Origin of the sequence: Komagataeibacter xylinus (genome assembly GCF_004302915.1) — a bacterium.
Lineage (GTDB): Bacteria > Pseudomonadota > Alphaproteobacteria > Acetobacterales > Acetobacteraceae > Komagataeibacter > Komagataeibacter xylinus_C.
This window is the reverse complement of record NZ_QQBI01000030.1, coordinates 15,754-34,029: the sequence shown is the minus strand read 5'-3', so window position 1 is coordinate 34,029 and position 18,276 is coordinate 15,754. Positions and strand designations below refer to the sequence as shown.

The window sequence follows — 18,276 nt, the reverse complement described above, 5'->3', positions numbered from 1 at the left end:
AATCCGCACCAAAAAAAATGCACCAGAATGAAAATTATATGAAAAAAGGAGGGGCAAGCCCCTCCTTTCCGTAAAGCTGGTGTCGTGCGCCGGTATCAGTCGGCCTCGACCTCGGTGCCATTGATGGTCAGGTGGTCGTCCTTCGCATCAACGGTCACAGTTTCACCATCATGGATGGTGCCTTCAAGCAGCAGGCCCGCGAGCGGGTTCTGCAGCGCGCGCTGGATCACGCGCTTGAGCGGACGCGCACCATAAACCGGGTCATAACCCTCATTGGCCAGCCAGGTCTCGCCGCCCTTGTCCAGACGAAGCGTGATGTTGCGGTCAGCCAGAAGCTTGCGCAGGCGACCGATCTGGATTTCCACGATCTTGCCCATATCCGCCTTCTGCAGGCGCGAGAACAGGATGATCTCGTCCAGGCGGTTGAGGAACTCGGGCCGGAAGTGGTTGCGCACCACCTGCATGACCTCGGGCCGCACGCTATCAACCGATTCACCATCAGGCAGATGGGCCAGCACTTCGGAGCCGAGGTTACTGGTCAGCACGATCAGGGTGTTGCGGAAATCGACCGTGCGACCCTGCCCGTCGGTCAGGCGACCGTCATCAAGCACCTGCAGCAGGATGTTGAACACATCCTCATGCGCCTTTTCGACCTCATCGAACAGGATGACCTGATAGGGCCTGCGGCGCACGGCCTCGGTCAGCACGCCGCCTTCCTCATAACCGACATAACCGGGAGGCGCACCGACGAGCCGTGAGACGGCATGCTTCTCCATGAACTCGCTCATGTCGATGCGCAGCAGGGCCTTCTCGTCATCGAACAGGAAGCGGGCCAGCGCCTTGCACAGCTCGGTCTTGCCCACGCCCGTCGGGCCAAGGAACAGGAACGAACCGATGGGGCGATTGGGGTCCTGCAGACCAGCACGGGCACGACGCACCGCGTTGGAGACGGCCTTGAGCGCAGGCTCCTGGCCCACCACGCTCTTGCGCAGTTCATCTTCCATGCGCAGCAGCTTGGCGCGCTCGCCTTCAAGCATGCGGTCCACCGGCACGCCGGTCCAGCGCGAGACCACGGCGGCGATGCCCTGATCGGTCACGGTATCGCTGACCATGCCATCGCCCTTGCTGATCTGGTCGGCCTCTTCCTGCGCCTTGGCAATCTGGGCCTGAAGCTGCGGCAGGCGGCTGTACATCAGCTCCGATGCCCGGGCGAGGTTACCCTTGCGCTGGGCGATCTCGATATCCGAGCGGATCTGGTCCATTTCCTCCTGCAGCTTCTGCACCGCGTTCACGCGGTCCTTTTCAGCATGCCAGGCGGCGGTCAGCGCATCGGATTTTTCCTGCAGTTCCGACAGTTCGGCTTCCAGCTTGACCAGACGCTCCTTGCTCGCCGCGTCGTCTTCCTTGCGGATGGCTTCACGCTCGATCTTGAGCTGGATCAGGCGGCGGTCAAGCTCATCAAGTTCCTCTGGCTTGCTGTCGATCTGCATGCGCAGGCGGCTTGCGGCTTCATCGACAAGGTCAATCGCCTTGTCAGGCAGGAAGCGGTCGGTGATGTAGCGGTTGGACAACGTTGCCGCCGCCACCAGCGCCCCATCGGAAATACGGATGCCGTGATGGAGTTCGTATTTCTCCTTGATGCCACGCAGGATGGAGATGGTATCGGCCACCGTCGGCTCGCCCACATAGACCGGCTGGAAGCGCCGGGCGAGGGCTGCGTCCTTTTCGATATACTTGCGGTATTCATCAAGCGTGGTGGCGCCGATGCAGTGCAGCACGCCACGGGCAAGTTCGGGCTTGATGAGGTTGGAGGCATCCATCGCCCCATCGCTGCGGCCTGCGCCCACAAGGGTATGCATCTCATCGATGAACAGGATGATCTGGCCCTCGGCGGACTCGATCTCCTTGAGCACCGCTTTCAGGCGTTCCTCGAACTCGCCACGGAACTTGGCACCCGCGACGAGCGCGCCCATGTCGAGCGAGAGCAGCTTCTTGTTCTTGAGCGCCTCGGGCACGTCGCCATTGACGATACGCTGGGCCAGCCCTTCGACAATGGCGGTCTTGCCCACGCCCGGCTCACCGATCAGGACCGGGTTGTTCTTGCTACGCCGCGCCAGCACCTGAATGGCGCGGCGGATTTCCTCATCACGGCCAATGACCGGATCGAGCTTGCCCTGAAGAGCCACTTCGGTCACGTCGCGGGCATATTTCTTCAGCGCGTCAAAATTGGCTTCGGCGTTTTCGCTATCCACGGTGCGTCCCTTGCGGATGGTGGCAATGGCTTTTTCCAGCGCCTGTGGCGTTGCACCGCCCGCACGCAGGGCCTGACCGGCTGGCGTTTCGGATGCGGCGATGGCGGCCAGCAGCCGGTCCTGCGCCACAAAGCCATCACCCGCCTTCTGGGCGGCCTGTTCGGCGGCATCGAGCACGCGCACCAGCTCACCAGTAGCGCTGGGCTGGCCTGCGCCACTGCCCTGCACCTTTGGCAGTTTGGCCAAAGCGGCTTCGTTGGCGCTGGTAATGGCGGGCACGTTACCGCCTGCGGCGCGGATGAGGGCAGAAGCCGCGCCCTGGTCATCATCCAGCAGGGCCTTGAGCAGGTGCTCGGGCGTGAGCTGCTGGTTGTAATCACGCATGGCGATGGTCTGGGCGGCCTGCAGGAAACCGCGCGAGCGTTCCGTGAATTTCTCGATGTTCATATGTTTGTTCGTCCCTTTCAATCAGGCGACAGGATGGTTCTGCCTTTGCGCCGTCCCTCAACAGGCAACGGCAAGGCGCTGGATTCCAGATGGGATCCATACGATGTTATTACAAGATGCCGGCGGCCAGTTTCCTTCTTCCATGCCGTGTCTGATCATGGGGTTAGCTGACCATTGGCGCCGGCTCCGCAACCTTGATCTGGATCAAGATTGCCGTGCCTTATGAGCGTAACGGCCATTCGCCCGAAGGGTTATGGTGAAGCCCTGCAATTTCATGGGGGAACTGATGCAAGACGCAGGTCGATACCAATCGGCCCCCGCAAAAAGTCATCAACAGTAAAGAAGCTTTTGGTGAAGCTCTTTCCAAAAGGCTCCGAAAAGAACGCCGCCTTTAAAAAAAGGCGGCACCCGAAAACTTCTGTTTTTTATTCTGCCTTGCTGGCCCTGGCTGCCACGGCGGGGCCAAGCAGCAGCAGGTCGGCGGCCGAGAGGCGGTCAGAGGCATTACTGGCCTGATGCCAGTAGGGATAGAGCAGCGGTGGCGCGCTTGCCTCATCAAGGCGGCTGATGTCTTCAGCACTCAGCACAAGGTCCGCGGCCTTGAGGTTATCGACAAGCTGCGCCTCGGTGCGCGCGCCGATGACAATGGAGGTAATGGCGGGCCGCTGCGCCACCCAGGCCAGCGCCACCTGGGCTGCGGAAATGTTGCGGGCCTCGGCAATGCTGACGAGCACTTCCACCACATCGTAGAGTTTTTCAATGTCGTGAACCGGCGGCTCGCCCCATTTCTCGATCTGGCGCGTGCCTTCGGGCTGCGGCCTGCCGCGGCGATACTTGCCTGAAAGCAGCCCCCCGGCCATGGGGCTCCAGACCTGCACGCCAATGCCCTGATCGAGCGAAAGCGGCAGCAGTTCATATTCCGCCTCGCGCGCCTGCAGCGAGTAATAGATCTGCTGCGCCACGGGTGCGATCAGCCGGTCACGCTCGGCCACCGAAAGCGCCTTCATCAGGTGCCAGGCCGAGAAGTTGGACACCCCGGTATAACGGATCTTGCCCGCGCGGGTCAGGGTATCGAGCGCTTCCAGCGTTTCATCGAGCGGGGTCTGGCCATCCCATTCATGCAGGTAATACAGGTCGATATGGTCACGCCCCAGCCGCCTGAGGCTGGCCTCGCACGCGCGGATGAGATGATAGCGCGACAGCCCGGCATCATTGGCGCCCTTGCCCATGGTAAAGCGGGCCTTGGTGGTGACCATGATGTCATCGCTGCGGCCCTTCAGCGCAGCGCCCAGAATCTCTTCCGATACGCCCGATGAATAGATATCCGCCGTATCGAACATGTTGATCCCGGCCTCAATGCACAGGTCAAGCTGGCGGCGGGCGCCTGCAAGATCGGTATCGCCGGTCTTGGCGAAGTCACCCTTGCCGCCAAAGGTCATGGTACCCAGCGTGAAGGCTGAAATCCTGAGGCCCGAACGGCCAAGCTGGCGGTATTGCATCTCTTTTCCTTCCCTGAATGTCTGTAAAACGCCTGCCACGTGGCATTACGCCAATAATGAAAAGTTTTTGGTGAAGCTTTTTTCAAAAAGCTTTGAAAAGAACGCCGCCTTCCTGAAAAAAGGCGGCACCCAGAAACCTTTATGATGACAGGGGCCACATAAGGCAGGCTTCAGCCGGTATAGGTCACGTTCAGCTCGCCCACCCCGGCACAGGTGGCATGCAGCACATCGCCCCGCCTGACCGGCCCCACGCCCGAGGGCGTGCCGGTCATGATCAGGTCACCCGGCGCAAGGGTTACGAAACGGCTCAGGCAGGAGATGATCTCGGGCACGGACCAGATCATTTCCACCAGGTCGCCTTTCTGGCGCTGCTCGCCATTGACGCTCAGGGCAATGCCCCCGCTTTCGGGGTGGCCAATGCGCGCGGCCGGCACCATGGCGGAAATGGGACAGGACTGGTCAAACCCCTTGGCCAGCGCCCACGGGCGGCCCGCCTTCTTGGCGGCGGCCTGCAGGTCGCGCCGGGTCATGTCCAGCCCCACCGCGTAGCCATAGACATGCGAGAGCGCCTTCTCCACCTCAATGTCAGCCCCCTCGCGCCCGATGGCGGCGACAAGCTCCACCTCATGATGCAGGTCGGCCGTGCTGACGGGAAAAGGCAGAAGCCCGCCCCCGGGCACCACCGCATCACCGGGCTTGGCAAAAAAGAAGGGTTCGGAGCGCTCGGGGTTGCTGCCCATCTCGCGCGCATGGGCGGCATAGTTCTGCCCCACGCACCATATCCGCCTGACAGGAAAGACACCCGCACTCCCCTCCACTGGCACGACAGGAAGGGTGTAGGGGGGAATTACGTAATCCGTCACGATACGGCGCTCCTGCTGTTCATACCGGCGCGCATGGTGGCACCCGTGCCCGGTCGTGTCACGGCAAATGCGGGGCAGCCCCATGAAAGCGGGCATAAAAAAAACGCCAGCCGGAACAATCCGGCTGGCGCTGAAAATATGGTGGCGACAGGGCGCCCCGTTATTTTACACAGATCAGTTGCGGGCCTTGTCGACCAGCTTGTTCTTGCCGATCCACGACATCATGCCGCGCAGCTTCTCGCCCACTTTCTCGATCTGGTGCTCGTTGTTGCGGGCACGGATGGCCTTGAAGCCGATGTTGCCGGACTGGTTTTCAAGGATGAAGTTGCGCACGAAGGTGCCATCCTGGATATCGGTCAGGATCTTCTTCATCTCGGCCTTGGTTTCCGGCGTGATCACGCGCGGGCCGGACACGTATTCACCATACTCCGCGGTGTTGGAGATGGAGTAGTTCATGTTCGCGATGCCGCCTTCATAGATCAGGTCGACGATCAGCTTCATTTCGTGCAGGCACTCGAAATAGGCCATCTCGGGGGCGTAACCGGCTTCAACCAGCGTCTCGAAGCCCGCGCGGATCAGCTCGACAAGGCCACCGCACAGCACGGCCTGCTCACCGAACAGGTCGGTCTCGACCTCTTCCTTGAAGGTGGTCTCGATGATGCCCGCACGGCCACCGCCATTGGCGGAAGCATAGGACAGCGCGATTTCAAGCGCATTGCCCGAGGCGTTCTGCGCCACGGCCACCAGCGACGGCACGCCGCCACCCTTCTGGTATTCCGAACGCACGGTGTGGCCGGGGCCCTTGGGCGCGATCAGGAACACGTCAAGGTCGGGACGCGCCTCGATGATGCGGAAGTGAATGGCCAGGCCATGGGCGAAGGCGAGTGCGGCACCCGTCTTCATGTTAGCCGCCAGCGATTCCTTGTACAGCGCGCCCTGGCCTTCATCGGGGGTCAGCACCATCACCACGTCGGCCCACTTGGCGGCATCGGCGGGGGTCATGACCTTGAAGCCCGCGGCCTCGGCCTTGGCAACGGCCTTTGATTCAGGGCGCAGGCCGACAACGATGTCGGTCACGCCGGAATCCTTGAGGTTGTTGGCATGGGCATGGCCCTGGCTGCCGTAGCCGATGATGGCAACCTTCTTGCTCTTGATCAGGTTCACGTCGGCATCGCGATCATAATAGACGCGCATGGTCTTGCTCCTTGGGGAATGAAAAAACGGATGAAGTAAAAAACGCGACCCTTACAGGATTGCCGCCCCACGGGCGATGGCGGCAATACCCGTGCGCGACACCTCGGCCAGGCCAAGGGGACGCATGAGGTCGATGAAGGCATCGAGCTTGTCGGACGCGCCGGTCAGCTCAAAGACGAACGAGGTGGCCGAGGCATCAACCGGGTGCGCGCGGAAGGCCTGCGCAATGCGCAGCGCATCGGCCCGGCGCTCGCCGCTGGCAATCACCTTGACCAGCGCCATCTCGCGCGCCACGTGCGGCTCGCGCCCGGTCATGACCGCCACGCGGTACACCGGCACCAGCCGTTCCACCTGCGCGCGGATCTGGCCCAGCACATGCGGGGTCGCGGTGGTGACGATGTTGATGCGCGACTGGTGGCGGCTTTCATCCACCGCGGCCACGGTCAGGCTCTCGATATTGTATCCACGACCTGAGAACAGGCCGATCACGCGGGCCAGCGCGCCGCTCTCGTTCTCGACCTGAATGGAAATGACCGCGGAGACCGGGCTCTCCTGCTGCGTGGTCATGATGTGTTTCCTGACTGCTTGGGGCGCCGCCCTGCGAAGGCAGGGGCGGCAGGAAAGGACAGAAACCCGTAGTGCGGCGCGCTACAGGCAGGTGCGGGGCGCTCAGACCAGCATGCGGCCTTCGGCGCTGATCTCGTCATCCTGGCCGGGACCAAGGAGCATCTGGTTATGCGCCGCCCCCGAGGGGATCATGGGGTAGCAGTTTTCATCCTGCGCCACGCATATGTCCGCCACTACCGGGCCGGGATGGGCCAGCATCTCGGCAATCACGCCATCAAGCTCGCCCATGCAGGTCGCACGCAGCCCCTTGCCATGGAAGCTTTCCGCAAGCTTCACAAAATCGGGCAGGGCCGCGCTGTAGCTTTCGGAATAGCGCGACTCATGCAGCAGTTCCTGCCACTGGCGCACCATGCCCATATACTGGTTGTTGAGGATGAACACCTTAACCGGCAGGCGGTACTGCGCGATGGTGGAAAGCTCCTGGATGTTCATCAGCGTCGACGCCTCACCCGCGATGTCGATCACCAGCGCATCGGGGTGGGCGATCTGCGCGCCCACGGCAGCCGGCAGGCCGTAGCCCATGGTGCCAAGCCCGCCCGAGGTCAGCCAGCGATTGGGTTTGTCAAAGCCGAAATGCTGGGCCGCCCACATCTGGTGCTGCCCCACCTCGGTCGAGACATAGGTGTCGCGCCCGGTGGCGATGGCCAGTTCATGCAGGCGGCGGATAGCGTATTGCGGGCGGATGATCGCCCCGGGCGCCCTGTCCTGCACGAAGCCGAGGCTGTCGGTCTTGCGCCATTCGTTGATCTGGTGCCACCACTGCGCCATGTCGATGGGCTGGCGGGTATTGGCGGGGGTGCACTCCCACTCCTCCAGCATCATCTCGATCACGCGCCGTGCGTCACCCACGATGCCCACGTCAACCTGCACGATCTTGTTGATCTGGCTGGGGTCGATATCGGCATGGATCTTGAACGAGCCAGGCGAGAACGCATCGAGCCTGCCGGTCACGCGGTCATCAAAGCGCGAACCGAGCGCGATCAGCACGTCGCAGCCATGGGTGGCCATGTTGGCCTCGTACGTGCCGTGCATGCCCAGCATGCCCAGGAAGCGCCTGTCGCCCGCTGGCATCGACCCCAGCCCCATCAGCGTGGAAGTGCACGGAAAGCCCGTCTTTTCCACCAGTTTGCGCAGCGCGGCCGAGGCCTCCGGCCCCGCATTGATGATGCCGCCGCCAGTATAGAACAGCGGGCGGCGCGCGCCCTTCATGGCGGCCACGGCACGCGCGATCACGTCACGGCCCGGCTCGGTCTGCGGGCGATAGGACGGATGCGGCGCGCGCGGGGCGTCGCTATAGGGTGCCGGGCCCACCATCAGGTTCTTGGGCAGGTCGACCAGCACCGGGCCGGGGCGGCCGCTGCGCGCGATATGGAAGGCCTCGTGCACGCAGGGCGCCACATCTTCCGCGCGGCGGATGAGGTAGTTGTATTTTGTGGCCGGGCGGGTGATGCCGGTCGTGTCCGCCTCCTGGAAGGCATCGGTGCCGATCAGCGGCACGCCCACCTGCCCCGAGAAACAGACCACCGGAATCGAGTCCAGCATGGCATCGAGCAGGCCGGTCACGGTATTGGTGGCGCCCGGCCCGCTGGTGACCAGCACCACGCCCACCTTGCCGGTCGAGCGGGCATAGGCCTCGGCCGCATGCACGGCAGCCTGCTCGTGGCGGACCAGCACGTGGCGAATCGCATCCTGGCGGAAAATGGCATCATAAATCGGCAGGACCGCGCCACCGGGATAGCCGAAAATGACCTCGACCCCCTGCTCGGCCAGCACGCGCAGAAGCACTTCCGCGCCGCTGAGCACGGATGTATCCGCGCCCGCTGCGTGAGGCTTCAGGTCGGTCTGGTGCGATGCTGTGTTCATGGTCCTGCTCCTTCGCCACTGGTGGCCAGAACAATCCGGCCAGCCCATTACAGGCGAAATCCCGGGCCGGGTTTACGGAAAGCCTTGGCCCGCGTCAATGCGTTTAATAACAAAAGAAATGATTTTATCGCCTACCCTTTCCATTTGTTGCGCAGCTTCGTCTTTTTCAAACCGTTTTTCATATAAAAACGTGTCCGCCGGGGCAGCACACGCATGATGGGCAAACCATGTGGCCTGCCGCTTCGTATATTGCCCGGTCAACTGGATGGCGCGCGCCGCCGCATCCGCCCGCGTCATCTCGCCGCGCAGTACGGCGGCAAGTTCGGGCACGCCATGGGCCCGCATGGCGGGCAGGTCAGGCGGCAGGCCCTGCGCCAGCAGGGCTTCCACCTCCGCCATGGCGCCCTGCCCAAGCATGGCATGAAAGCGCCGGGCAATGGCCGCGCGCAGCCCGTCACGCGCGGGGTGCAGCCTTATGGCAATGAAGCGGGCGTCAAGCCCGGGCAGCACGGCTTTGCTCCGCCACCATGCCATGCCATGGCCCGTGGCGGCATGTACCTCCCACGCGCGGGCAAGGCGCTGGCCATCATTGGGGCGCAGGGTGGCGGCGGTTTCGGGGTCAAGCTGCAGCAGGCGGGCATGCAGGGCGGGGGCGCCCAGTTCGGCCAGCAGGGCGCGCGCGTGTTCGCGGATGGCGGGCGGCGGCTGGGGAATATCCACCAGCCCATCGGTCAGGGCGCGGAAATACATGCCCGTGCCGCCACAGAATATCGGCATGCGCCCGGCATTCCACGCGTTCTCCGCCGCCGCCAGCGCCTGTTCGCGCCACCACGCCACCGAGCCATTGCATGCTGCGGGCAGCACGCCATACAGCGCATGGGGCACGCAGGCTTCCTCCGCCACGGTGGGGCGGGCGGTGAGAATGCGCAGGTCGCGGTAGACCTGCATCGAATCGGCGTTGATGATGGTGCCCCCCACCTCGCGGGCAAGCGCCAGCGCGAGTGCGGACTTGCCCGAACAGGTCGGACCCGCCACGATTAGCGCCACGCGCGCCTGCCCTGAAGGGGGGCGTGTCATTGTTTCATCCCTTTCACTGACCCGGACCCCATGGCTGATTCCCCTTCCCACGCCCATACCCTTGTACTGGTGGCCAACCGCGAGGCCACATCGCTCACGGCGGTCGATATCGAAGCCGCGCGCGACCTTGCCGGCGCTGCCGCCCCCGTGACCCTGTCGGAAGGGGAAGCGGTCGAGATGGCCTGCACCACCCCTGATATCGCAGCCCTGCGCGCCGTTTTTGCCAAGGGCCATATCGACGTGCTGGTAACGCCCGCTGGCGGCCGCCGCAAGCGCGTGCTGGTGGCTGACATGGACAGCACCATTGTCAGTTGCGAAACGCTGGACGACATCGCGGCCCATGCCGGCATTGGCGAGAAGATTGCCGAAATCACGCGCCGCTCCATGAATGGCGAGATCGAATTCGAAGCCGCCCTGCGCGAGCGCGTGGCCCTGCTGCGCGGCCTGCCCGTGACCTTGCTGGAAAAAGCGTGGAAGGACGTCAGGCTCAACACGGGCGCAGTCGAACTGGTGCGCACCATGCGGGCGGGTGGCGCGCGCACGGCGCTGGTGTCTGGCGGGTTCACGTTCTTTACCAGCCGGGTGGCCGGTCTGTGCGGCTTTGATGAAAACCATGCCAATACCCTGCTTGCCGCAGGCGACAGCCTGACCGGCGAGGTGGGCCAGCCCATTCTGGGCCCGGATGCCAAGCTTGCGCACCTGCGGCGTCTTGCCGCCACCCAGGGCGTGAGCGAGGCGGATGCGCTGGCCACGGGCGATGGCGCGAACGACCTTGCCATGCTGCGGGTTGCGGGGCTGGGCATCGCCTTCCATGCCAAGCCCGCCGTGCGGCGCGAGATCAGCAACCAGGTCAACGCCACCACGCTGCGCAGCCTTCTGTTCGCGCAGGGCTACCGGGCGGCGGAATTCGTCATGGGGTGACGGCCGTGCCGCGGGCGGCGGTGGCGGCAGGCTGGCCACGGCTGTCCTGCGCCTCGATGAACACGCGCGTGACCTCGGGGTAGGCCTGCTTGATCTGGCGCTCGAGCGTGCTGACCACGATCTCGACCTGCCCCGCCGTCATGTCATTGCGAAAATCGAGGCTGATCACCACCAGCACGTCGCGCGGGCCAAAATGCATGGAGCGGATCTCGTTCAGCCGCTCCACGCCGTCCGCCTCCAGCGCCATGGTGCGCAGCGCGCGCAGCACTTCCGGCGCAACGCCCTCGCCCGTCAGCAGCGACTGGGATTCGCGCGCGAGGAAGGTCGCCGTGACCGCAAGGATGAAGGCGATGATGATCGACGCCACGCCATCAAGCACCGGCATGTCCAGCCACTCGGCCAGCACATTGCCCAGAAGCGCCACGAACAGCCCGCTCAGCGCCGCCGTATCCTCGAACAATACGGTAAACACGGTGGGGTCCTTGCTCATCTGCACGGCTTCCACCCAGCCGCGCCGGCCCTTGCCCTCCTTGCGGAAGGCCCGCAGCGCCATCAGCCACACCGAGCCTTCAAACACGATGCTCGCCACCAGCACGGCGTAATTGACCAGCACATGCGCCACCGGCTGCGGGTGGATGATGTGGATGATCCCCTCATACAGTGACACCCCGGCGCCCAGCCCGAAGATGAGCAGCGCCACCACGAAGGTCCAGAAATACAGCTCCAGCCCGTAGCCGAACGGGTGCGTGGCCGTGGCCGGGCGGGTCGCGCGCTTCATGCCCACGAGCAGCAGGCCCTGGTTGCCGGTATCGATCAGGGAATGGATGGCCTCGCTGAGCATGGAGGCGCTGCCGGTCAGGAAAGCCGCGCCAAATTTGGTGGCCGCCACCAGCAGGTTGCCGCCAAGGGCCGCGAAGATGACCGTTCGGGAAGATGAGGAATGTGCCATTGATTTTTCAATATTGAACCAGAAGGCCATTCTATCGCGCCCCGCCCCCTTTTAACAGTGCGGCAGCCCTGCGTGCCGGTTGCTAGGGGCGGGCCGCCTGTCCTATGGTCACGCGGCACTGCCTACGGAGTACCAGCCCAGATGCGCACCACCGTCATCCAGATGGCGCCTGGCGCCTCCGCGCCCGAAAATATCGATACCGCACGCGCCCTCATCACCGCCGCCATCACCGCCGACAAGCCCGACCTCGTGGTGCTGCCCGAGATGTGGAGCTGCCTTGGCGGCACGCGCGACATGAAATTCGCCGCAGCCGAGGTGCTGCCCGCCCCCGATGGCACGGGCGAGGCCGGGCCTCTGTACCGCTTCCTGTCAGGTCTTGCGCGCGCGCATGGCGTGAGCGTGCATGGTGGCTCGATTGGCGAACGGCATGGGGAGAAGCTGTTCAACACATCCCTCCTGTTCAACCCGCAGGGCCACGAGGTCGCGCGCTATCGCAAGATCCACCTGTTTGACGTGACCACCCCCGGCGGCGAGGGCTACCGCGAGAGCGATACCTACGCGCCCGGCTCCGACATCGTGACCGCCCCGATCTCACCCGACCTCACCGCCGGGCTGGCCATCTGCTATGACATCCGCTTTCCCGCCCTGTTCCATGCGCTGCGCGCGCGCGGCACCAACGTGCTGCTGGTGCCCGCCGCCTTTACCGTCGAGACCGGGCTGGCCCATTGGGAAACACTGCTGCGCGCCCGCGCCATCGAGACCCAGTGCTGGATGGTGGCCTGCGGCACCACCGGCACCCACACCGATGCCTCCGGCCAGCCGCGCCGCACCTATGGCCATTCCATGATCATCGACCCGTGGGGCACCATCGTGGCCCAGGTCTCGGACGGGCCGGGCTGGAGCACAGCGCGCATCGAGCGTGGCGTGATTGACAGCACGCGCGCGCGCATGCCGGTCATGGCGCATCACCGCCTGTCCATCCACACTCCATGACCGATATGTCGTACCCCGGCTGGGCCGATGGGTACATCCCCACAAAACTGTGCTTCGCCGCCGCTCCCAACGAGAGCGCGCAGGTATGGCACGAGCGGCTTGTGGACCAGTACGGCCAATGCCCGCCCGAAGAGGCGGAGGCGCTGATCTGCCTCGGCGGCGATGGCTTCATGCTGGAAACGCTGCACACCACCCTTGGGCGCACACTGCCGGTTTATGGCATCAACTGCGGCACGGTGGGCTTCCTGATGAACCCCGCCGTGCCTGATGACCTGCCCGCCCGCCTGGCCGCGGCCCAGGTGGCCATCCTGCACCCGCTGCGCATGAAGGCCACCACCATGGATGGCCAGTGCGTGCATGCCCTCGCCCTCAATGACGTGTTCCTGTTCCGCCAGACACGGCAGGCGGCCAAGATCCGCATCGGGGTGGACGGGCGCGTGCGCCTGCCCGAACTGATCTGCGATGGCGTGCTGATTTCAACCCCCGCAGGCTCGACCGCCTACAACCTCTCGGCGCACGGGCCGATCGTGCCGCTCTCGGCCAACCTTCTGCCGCTCACGCCCATCAGCGCGTTCCGCCCGCGCCGGTGGCGTGGCGCGCTGCTGCCCTCCACCGCGCGGGTGCGCTTTGACATTCTGGAAACCGACAAGCGCCCCGTCGCCGCCGTGGCGGATTTTACCGAGGTGCGCGATGTGATCTCCGTCGAGATCAGCGAGGCGCGCGAACTGCACACCACCGTGCTGTTCGACCCCGGGCAGAGCCTGTCGGAACGGATCATCGCCGAACAGTTTACAGCTTGAAAGAACACCGCCTTTTTGAAAAAAGGCGGTCCCCAGCAACTTTTACTTTTTTCCTTTCAGCCTGCCAGCCGGTGCAGGCTCGCCCCATTGGCCCGCAGCCATTTCTCGGCCTGGCGGCGGTGGGGAGTAAGCTGATCAACCAGCAGCCAGAAATCCGGCCCGTGATTCATGTGCCGCAGATGGGCGAGTTCGTGGGCGATGATGTAATGCTGTACCTCCTGCGGGGCCATGACCAGCCGCCAGCACAGCATGATGCTGCCATCGGATGAGCAGCTGCCCCAGCGGCTTTTCGTATCGCGCAGCCTGAGCTGGGTGGGGCGCAGGCCGCTGGCCTCGGCCTGAAGGCGCAGGCGCGCGGGCAGCAGCACCTGCGCCTGCGCGCGCAGATAGGCCATGACACGCCGGGAGATGAACTCGGCCGCGCCACTCACATGCAGCAGGCCTTCTTCCAGCCACACGCCGCGCCGGGCCTCGGGGCAGTGCACGATCTCGCGGCTCTGGCCATCAAGCAGCACATGCCCGCCATGGCGCAGTTCGGCAGCAGGCGGCAGGCGTGCAAGACCGGCCGCGACCCAGCCTGAATGGGCGCGGAGCAGGGCCAGCCCATCCGCCCTGCGGGCCGCGCGCGGCAGGGTCATGACCACATGCCCCGCCACGGGGTCGATGCGCATGGAAATCCGCCGCGCCCGCGCGGAGACCCGCCACCGCACCGGCACCGACCCCGATGCGATGGGCACGAGCTCGAGCCCGTTATCCTGCCCCGCGCCCTGCGCCATCAGCGCCCGCGCGGGCGGGTGCGGCAGAATGCATCCTTCGGGGCCTCGCCGGGCCAGTCGATGATGTGGTCTTCCAGCAGGCCCGCCTTACGCTCGCTGATGACCCGGCCACTGACCGATATGCCCGCCTCATGCACCGTCTCGTGCGTGCCGGACACCAGCGGGTGCCACCAGGGCAGCGGCTCGCCATCGCGCACCAGCACGTAACCGCAGGTAGGCGGCAGCCAGTCGATATCGGCCAGCATCTCCGCCGTCAGGCTGATGCAGTCCTGCACGCGGCGGTGGCGGTGGGCGTAATCGGTGCACAGGCAGGTCCTGGTATCGAGCAGGCGGCAGGCGACATCGGTAAACAGCACCTCATCCGTCTCGTCCTCGCGCAGCTTGTGCAGGCAGCACCGCCCGCAGCCATCGCACAACGATTCCCACTGCGCGCGGGTCATCTGCGCAAGCGGCGTCGTCTCCCAGAAAGGGGGGGTCTCATCAGTCATGATGTCGTCCTGCCATATCGCCTGTTTACAGTTTTCATTGCAATGCCACTGCCGCCATGGCGCACAGCACGGTCATCACCGCGCAGAACGCGCCCACCCCTGCTACCGGACCCGCCAGCAGGGGCCGCCACACCAGCCGCAGCAGCGCCAGCCTCCCCGCGCCAAGCCCGCGCGCCGTGCGCGACAGGCCGGGCGGCACGGCATCAAGCACGCGCAGCAGCGGCCACAGGGCCGCAGGGGCCACGAGCGCCCCCTGCGCCACGCTCCCCATGCCGCCACCGTGCCCCGCAAGGCCCGGCCAAAGCAATGCCAGCGCCAGCCCCGGCAGCATGAGAGCGAGCATGAGCCCGCGCAGTAGCACGCACCGCGCGGGCCAGGCCCGGTGCAGCAGGGCCTGCGCGCCCAGCACCAGCATGCAGGCCATCACAAGCCCCAGCGCGGTGCCGCAGCCATCGGCCACCAGCGTGCCGAGCGGATGGGTGGAAAGGGGGGGCAGCATCAGCCCGCCTTGCGCAGCCATAATGCGAACCGCCGGGACAGGGGCGCGTAATTCACCTGCCAGAACTGCACATCCATGGGCAGCAGGGCCGCCGGATGGCCCGAGCCGGACGGCCCTGCGGGCATGGCCGCCACGAAAGCACCCTGCCGGTCCGGCTGCACGATGAAATGCAGCAGGTCGCGCGACCGACCCAGCCGCTCGGCGGACTGGCCCGCCACCACCGCCCATGACAGGTCATAGGACAGCGCCATGTCGGCATTGACGCCAATCCTCACCTGCCCGTCATGCGTGGCGATGCTGTCCACGGCCTCACGCGGCGCGCTGCCCATGAGCACCTGCTTGCGTGACAGGAGGCTTGCGGCCTCGGCCGGGGTAGACCACCACGTTATATAAGGACGTAGCTGGCTGAGCTTGCGAAAGGCGCGGTCAACGCCCTGCGGCGTGGAAAGCTCGCCATAAACCTGGGCGGGCGGCACGCCATCAGCCAGCAGCGCGATCTCGAGCGTGGTGCGCGGGTCGCGCCGCAGGCCACGCTTGCCCGGAAAGCGCACGATGTCCCAGAAATCATTCCATCGCGGCGCGCTGTCACGCCATGTCTGGTCCCATGCCACCACGAGCTGTGTTGCCAGCCCCGGCGCGCCGCAGCCATCGGGGTTGGTGGCGCTGCCTGCCAGATGCACCACAAGGCCCTGCATGCAGGCGGCGCGGATGGTGCTGTCCTCGGCAAAGGCGAGCGACCAGGCGCTGGCACCCCCGCCCTGGGGCTCGAGGTCCGACAGCGCGCCCGTCCACGCCCGGCGCGTAACAGGCTGCCCCGTGGCCCGCGTAAAGGGCTGGAAAAACGCGGCATCCTGCGCCGGGCCCAGCTGCGGCTCCGTGCTGGCCACCACCAGCGCGGGGCTGTGCCGGGTGCGCGCTGCCGCCTGCACGCCAGCCACCGGCACGGGCAGGGCGGTCAGGGCCACGAGCAGGCCGGGCAGGATGGCGCTAAGGGAACGGCGGGACACAATCTGGAACACGGGTGGGAAACAGCCTTTCGGGCGGGGGCGGAAGATGGCGGACGCTACTCCATTTCACCCCGGAACGGAAAGGCCATTGCCTGCGCGGGCTGCCACGCCAGCACCGCCGCCTGCCCCGGCGCCACGCGCTGCAGGGCGGCGGTGGGGGGGCGGCGCACGAGCAGTTCCACCCCATTTTCCAGCCGCAGGCGCAGCAGCACGTGGTCACCCATCTGGCGCAGGTCGGTCAACGTCGCCGTGAGCAGGGGCGGCTCGTCGGGGTCGGCCGCCGCCATGCCGGGACGGGAGGGAAACATCACCGCCACCCGGTCGGGACGGATGCACAATGTGGCCAGCTGGTCCGCCACGACACCGGGCATGGCCATGGCCTCGACCGGCAGGCCGCCGGGCAGGTGGGCCAGCGCCACGTCATCCTCCACGCTGGCCACGCGCACGGTCAGGGCATTGGCATCGCCAAATTCGGTGGCCACGCGGTCGCAGGCGGGGCGCTCGAACAGGTCGCGCGCCGTGCCGACCTGCAGCACGTCCATGCCGTGCATGCAGGCAATCGTATCGCCAAGCAGCAGGGCATCCTCACGCGCGCGGGTCAGCAGCACCACGCACAGCCCCCGCGCGTGCACAAGGCGGCCTACCAGGCGGCGCATGGCGCGGCGACTGGCGGCAGGCAGCGGGGCAAAGACATCTTCAAGCACCAGCACGGGCGGCTCGAACACAAGGGCGCGGCCCAGCATGACGCGCAGCGCCTGCTCGGGGGGCAGCGTTGCCGGGCGGGCCTGCTCCAGCCCGTCAAGCCCCAGCAGGGCCAGCACGCCGCGCACCCGCGCCATCACCGCCTGCGACTCCATGCCCCGCGCCCGCAGCCCGAAGGCCAGGTTGGCCTGCACGTTCATGTGCATGAACAGCGGGTCACGCCAGCCAACCAGCGTGCATGGGCGTGCCTCGGGCGCAAGGGCCGTGACATCCACGCCATCGACCATGAGCTGCCCGGCCCCTGCCGGCACATGGCCCGCAAGCAGGTCGGCAACCGTGCTCAGGCACGCCGCCTGCTCATTGACAATGGCCAGGCACGCCCCGGCCTGTGCCGAAAAGGACAGGCCCGGCGCGCCGGGAGAGGCGGCCAGCGCGCTTGCAACCAGCCGTGAGGAGAAAGGAGACATGCGATAACAGAAACCTGACTGGGGGGATAAAGCGTTATAAGCAATGGTTACCTCCTTGCCAGAGGATTATCCGCTTCACCCGTCCTAAAAAGGAAACGACAATGAGCAAGACCACGGACACCATCAAGAACGTGACCCACGAAGACCTGCAGGCCCTGAAAAGCCACATTGAAACCCTGCTGCACACGCATGGCAAACAGGCGCTGCATGACGTAGCGGGCAAGGCCGAGAAACTGGCGGGCCACGCCCGTGAAAGCCTTGAAGAACATGCCCCCAAAAAAGGCGGCTCACGCGCTCGTTCGCTTGTGGCTATCGCCATTTTCTCGGTGATCGGCTATTTTCTTGGCCGCGCAACGAAATAAGGCATTCTAGCCTGCCGTAACCAGAGGACATGCGAGCATCATGAGAATAGGCGAAATCGGTAAAACCATCATTGAGGGGGAGCTGACCCTACGTAAACTGATGGCGATCCGTCTTGGTCGTCAGGCCGCGTTCCTGGTTGTGGCGGCGATATTTGCCTTCTTTGCCGTCATTTCGGGCCATGGGCTGCTGTGGGCCTTCTGTTACCAGACCCTGGGCTTCAGCGCCCTTGGCGCGGCAGGCATGGTCTTCGCAGCCGATGTGCTGGTGGTGCTCATGGGCCTGGTGATGGGCCGCCGCTCCTACATGACGCCAGAGGAAATCCGCGTCCGATTCGCACGCGAACACGCCCTGAACGAACTGCGGCAGACCGTGGCCCTGTCCGCCGTGGCCACCACGGTGGCGGGACCACTCACCCGCCACACCTTCCGGGCGGTATGGGGGCTGCTGCGCAGCCTGTCCGGTCGCGGCAGATAAATACCGGCAGACCGC

General features: G+C 65.3%; 18 protein-coding genes. 5 read left to right on the top strand and 13 right to left on the bottom strand.

The genetic code is table 11. The features are described from left to right. Positions 1-95 precede the first annotated feature (95 nt). The 7 genes from clpB to miaA all read right to left on the bottom strand — a co-directional run bounded on the left by clpB (position 96) and on the right by miaA (position 9,822). A complete protein-coding gene (gene clpB / locus DV027_RS13775) occupies positions 96-2,699 on the bottom strand; it encodes an ATP-dependent chaperone ClpB (RefSeq protein ID WP_130732565.1) in 2,604 nt (867 codons plus the stop codon). 425 nt (positions 2,700-3,124) lie between these two features. Then, positions 3,125-4,198: an aldo/keto reductase gene (locus DV027_RS13770; protein ID WP_130732564.1), complete on the bottom strand. Its 1,074-nt coding sequence runs from the start codon at positions 4,196-4,198 to the stop codon at positions 3,125-3,127. 170 nt (positions 4,199-4,368) lie between these two features. Beyond that, the gene (locus DV027_RS13765) at positions 4,369-5,145 is read right to left on the bottom strand and encodes a fumarylacetoacetate hydrolase family protein (protein ID WP_130732567.1); all 777 of its coding nucleotides are present in this window, start codon (positions 5,143-5,145) and stop codon (positions 4,369-4,371) included. A 90-nt stretch (positions 5,146-5,235) separates the two neighbouring features. Beyond that, entirely contained in the window at positions 5,236-6,255 is a 1,020-nt protein-coding gene (ilvC, locus tag DV027_RS13760; RefSeq protein WP_130732563.1) for a ketol-acid reductoisomerase, read from the bottom strand. A 51-nt stretch (positions 6,256-6,306) separates the two neighbouring features. Next, on the bottom strand, positions 6,307-6,822 hold the full coding sequence (gene ilvN, locus DV027_RS13755; protein WP_130732562.1) for an acetolactate synthase small subunit: 516 nt from the start codon (positions 6,820-6,822) through the stop codon (positions 6,307-6,309). Between the two features lie 102 nt (positions 6,823-6,924). After that, positions 6,925-8,745, bottom strand: a complete 1,821-nt coding sequence (gene ilvB / locus DV027_RS13750; protein WP_130732561.1) for a biosynthetic-type acetolactate synthase large subunit — start codon at positions 8,743-8,745, stop codon at positions 6,925-6,927. A gap of 72 nt (positions 8,746-8,817) precedes the next feature. Then, entirely contained in the window at positions 8,818-9,822 is a 1,005-nt protein-coding gene (gene miaA / locus DV027_RS13745; RefSeq protein ID WP_130732560.1) for a tRNA (adenosine(37)-N6)-dimethylallyltransferase MiaA, read from the bottom strand. A gap of 30 nt (positions 9,823-9,852) precedes the next feature. Here miaA and serB point away from each other — a divergent pair, with 30 nt between their 5' ends. Then, on the top strand, positions 9,853-10,743 hold the full coding sequence (gene serB, locus DV027_RS13740) for a phosphoserine phosphatase SerB (RefSeq protein WP_130732559.1): 891 nt from the start codon (positions 9,853-9,855) through the stop codon (positions 10,741-10,743). Here serB and DV027_RS13735 read toward each other — a convergent pair. Then, a complete protein-coding gene (locus DV027_RS13735) occupies positions 10,733-11,692 on the bottom strand; it encodes a cation diffusion facilitator family transporter (protein WP_130732558.1) in 960 nt (319 codons plus the stop codon). The genes serB and DV027_RS13735 overlap by 11 nt on opposite strands. 141 nt (positions 11,693-11,833) lie before the next feature. Here DV027_RS13735 and DV027_RS13730 point away from each other — a divergent pair, with 141 nt between their 5' ends. Continuing rightward, on the top strand, positions 11,834-12,685 hold the full coding sequence (locus DV027_RS13730) for a carbon-nitrogen hydrolase family protein (protein ID WP_130732557.1): 852 nt from the start codon (positions 11,834-11,836) through the stop codon (positions 12,683-12,685). Beyond that, entirely contained in the window at positions 12,682-13,485 is an 804-nt protein-coding gene (locus tag DV027_RS13725; RefSeq protein ID WP_130732556.1) for an NAD kinase, read from the top strand. Before DV027_RS13730 ends, DV027_RS13725 begins: the two co-directional genes overlap by 4 nt. Positions 13,486-13,541: 56 nt before the next feature. Here the strand turns inward: DV027_RS13725 and DV027_RS13720 are convergent, their stop codons facing one another. From DV027_RS13720 to DV027_RS13700, 5 genes are read right to left on the bottom strand one after another with little or no spacing between them, the layout of a single operon-like run. Beyond that, positions 13,542-14,261 carry a M48 family metallopeptidase gene (locus DV027_RS13720; RefSeq protein ID WP_130732555.1) on the bottom strand — a complete coding sequence of 240 codons (720 nt, stop codon included), beginning with the start codon at positions 14,259-14,261 and terminating at the stop codon, positions 13,542-13,544. Continuing rightward, positions 14,261-14,749: a YcgN family cysteine cluster protein gene (locus DV027_RS13715; protein WP_130732554.1), complete on the bottom strand. Its 489-nt coding sequence runs from the start codon at positions 14,747-14,749 to the stop codon at positions 14,261-14,263. Before DV027_RS13715 ends, DV027_RS13720 begins: the two co-directional genes overlap by 1 nt. Positions 14,750-14,783: 34 nt before the next feature. After that, a complete protein-coding gene (locus DV027_RS13710) occupies positions 14,784-15,248 on the bottom strand; it encodes a hypothetical protein (RefSeq protein WP_207303497.1) in 465 nt (154 codons plus the stop codon). Next, complete coding sequence (locus DV027_RS13705; protein ID WP_242621920.1) at positions 15,248-16,267, bottom strand: extracellular solute-binding protein; 1,020 nt, start codon at positions 16,265-16,267, stop codon at positions 15,248-15,250. Before DV027_RS13705 ends, DV027_RS13710 begins: the two co-directional genes overlap by 1 nt. Before the next feature lie 44 nt (positions 16,268-16,311). After that, positions 16,312-17,424, bottom strand: a complete 1,113-nt coding sequence (locus DV027_RS13700; protein ID WP_130732552.1) for an ABC transporter ATP-binding protein — start codon at positions 17,422-17,424, stop codon at positions 16,312-16,314. Between the two features lie 101 nt (positions 17,425-17,525). Between DV027_RS13700 and DV027_RS13695 the strand changes: the two genes are divergently transcribed. Continuing rightward, on the top strand, positions 17,526-17,786 hold the full coding sequence (locus tag DV027_RS13695) for a hypothetical protein (protein ID WP_130732551.1): 261 nt from the start codon (positions 17,526-17,528) through the stop codon (positions 17,784-17,786). A 40-nt stretch (positions 17,787-17,826) separates the two neighbouring features. Then, complete coding sequence (locus DV027_RS13690; protein WP_130732550.1) at positions 17,827-18,261, top strand: hypothetical protein; 435 nt, start codon at positions 17,827-17,829, stop codon at positions 18,259-18,261. The last annotated feature ends 15 nt before the right edge of the window (positions 18,262-18,276 follow it).

Excerpts from the sequence above, each read along its gene's own strand:
- DV027_RS13720 (WP_130732555.1), bottom strand. The coding sequence starts at position 14,261 with ATGGCGCAGGGCGCGGGGCAGGATAACGGGCTCGAGCTCGTGCCCATC.
- DV027_RS13725 (WP_130732556.1), top strand. The coding sequence starts at position 12,682 with ATGACCGATATGTCGTACCCCGGCTGGGCCGATGGGTACATCCCCACA.
- clpB (WP_130732565.1), bottom strand. The coding sequence starts at position 2,699 with ATGAACATCGAGAAATTCACGGAACGCTCGCGCGGTTTCCTGCAGGCC.
- miaA (WP_130732560.1), bottom strand. The coding sequence starts at position 9,822 with ATGACACGCCCCCCTTCAGGGCAGGCGCGCGTGGCGCTAATCGTGGCG.
- ilvN (WP_130732562.1), bottom strand. The coding sequence starts at position 6,822 with ATGACCACGCAGCAGGAGAGCCCGGTCTCCGCGGTCATTTCCATTCAG.
- DV027_RS13730 (WP_130732557.1), top strand. The coding sequence starts at position 11,834 with ATGCGCACCACCGTCATCCAGATGGCGCCTGGCGCCTCCGCGCCCGAA.
- DV027_RS13690 (WP_130732550.1), top strand. The coding sequence starts at position 17,827 with ATGAGAATAGGCGAAATCGGTAAAACCATCATTGAGGGGGAGCTGACC.
- DV027_RS13735 (WP_130732558.1), bottom strand. The coding sequence starts at position 11,692 with ATGGCACATTCCTCATCTTCCCGAACGGTCATCTTCGCGGCCCTTGGC.
- ilvB (WP_130732561.1), bottom strand. The coding sequence starts at position 8,745 with ATGAACACAGCATCGCACCAGACCGACCTGAAGCCTCACGCAGCGGGC.
- DV027_RS13715 (WP_130732554.1), bottom strand. The coding sequence starts at position 14,749 with ATGACTGATGAGACCCCCCCTTTCTGGGAGACGACGCCGCTTGCGCAG.
- DV027_RS13710 (WP_207303497.1), bottom strand. The coding sequence starts at position 15,248 with ATGCTGCCCCCCCTTTCCACCCATCCGCTCGGCACGCTGGTGGCCGAT.
- DV027_RS13770 (WP_130732564.1), bottom strand. The coding sequence starts at position 4,198 with ATGCAATACCGCCAGCTTGGCCGTTCGGGCCTCAGGATTTCAGCCTTC.
- ilvC (WP_130732563.1), bottom strand. The coding sequence starts at position 6,255 with ATGCGCGTCTATTATGATCGCGATGCCGACGTGAACCTGATCAAGAGC.
- serB (WP_130732559.1), top strand. The coding sequence starts at position 9,853 with ATGGCTGATTCCCCTTCCCACGCCCATACCCTTGTACTGGTGGCCAAC.
- DV027_RS13695 (WP_130732551.1), top strand. The coding sequence starts at position 17,526 with ATGAGCAAGACCACGGACACCATCAAGAACGTGACCCACGAAGACCTG.
- DV027_RS13765 (WP_130732567.1), bottom strand. The coding sequence starts at position 5,145 with ATGGGGCTGCCCCGCATTTGCCGTGACACGACCGGGCACGGGTGCCAC.
- DV027_RS13700 (WP_130732552.1), bottom strand. The coding sequence starts at position 17,424 with ATGTCTCCTTTCTCCTCACGGCTGGTTGCAAGCGCGCTGGCCGCCTCT.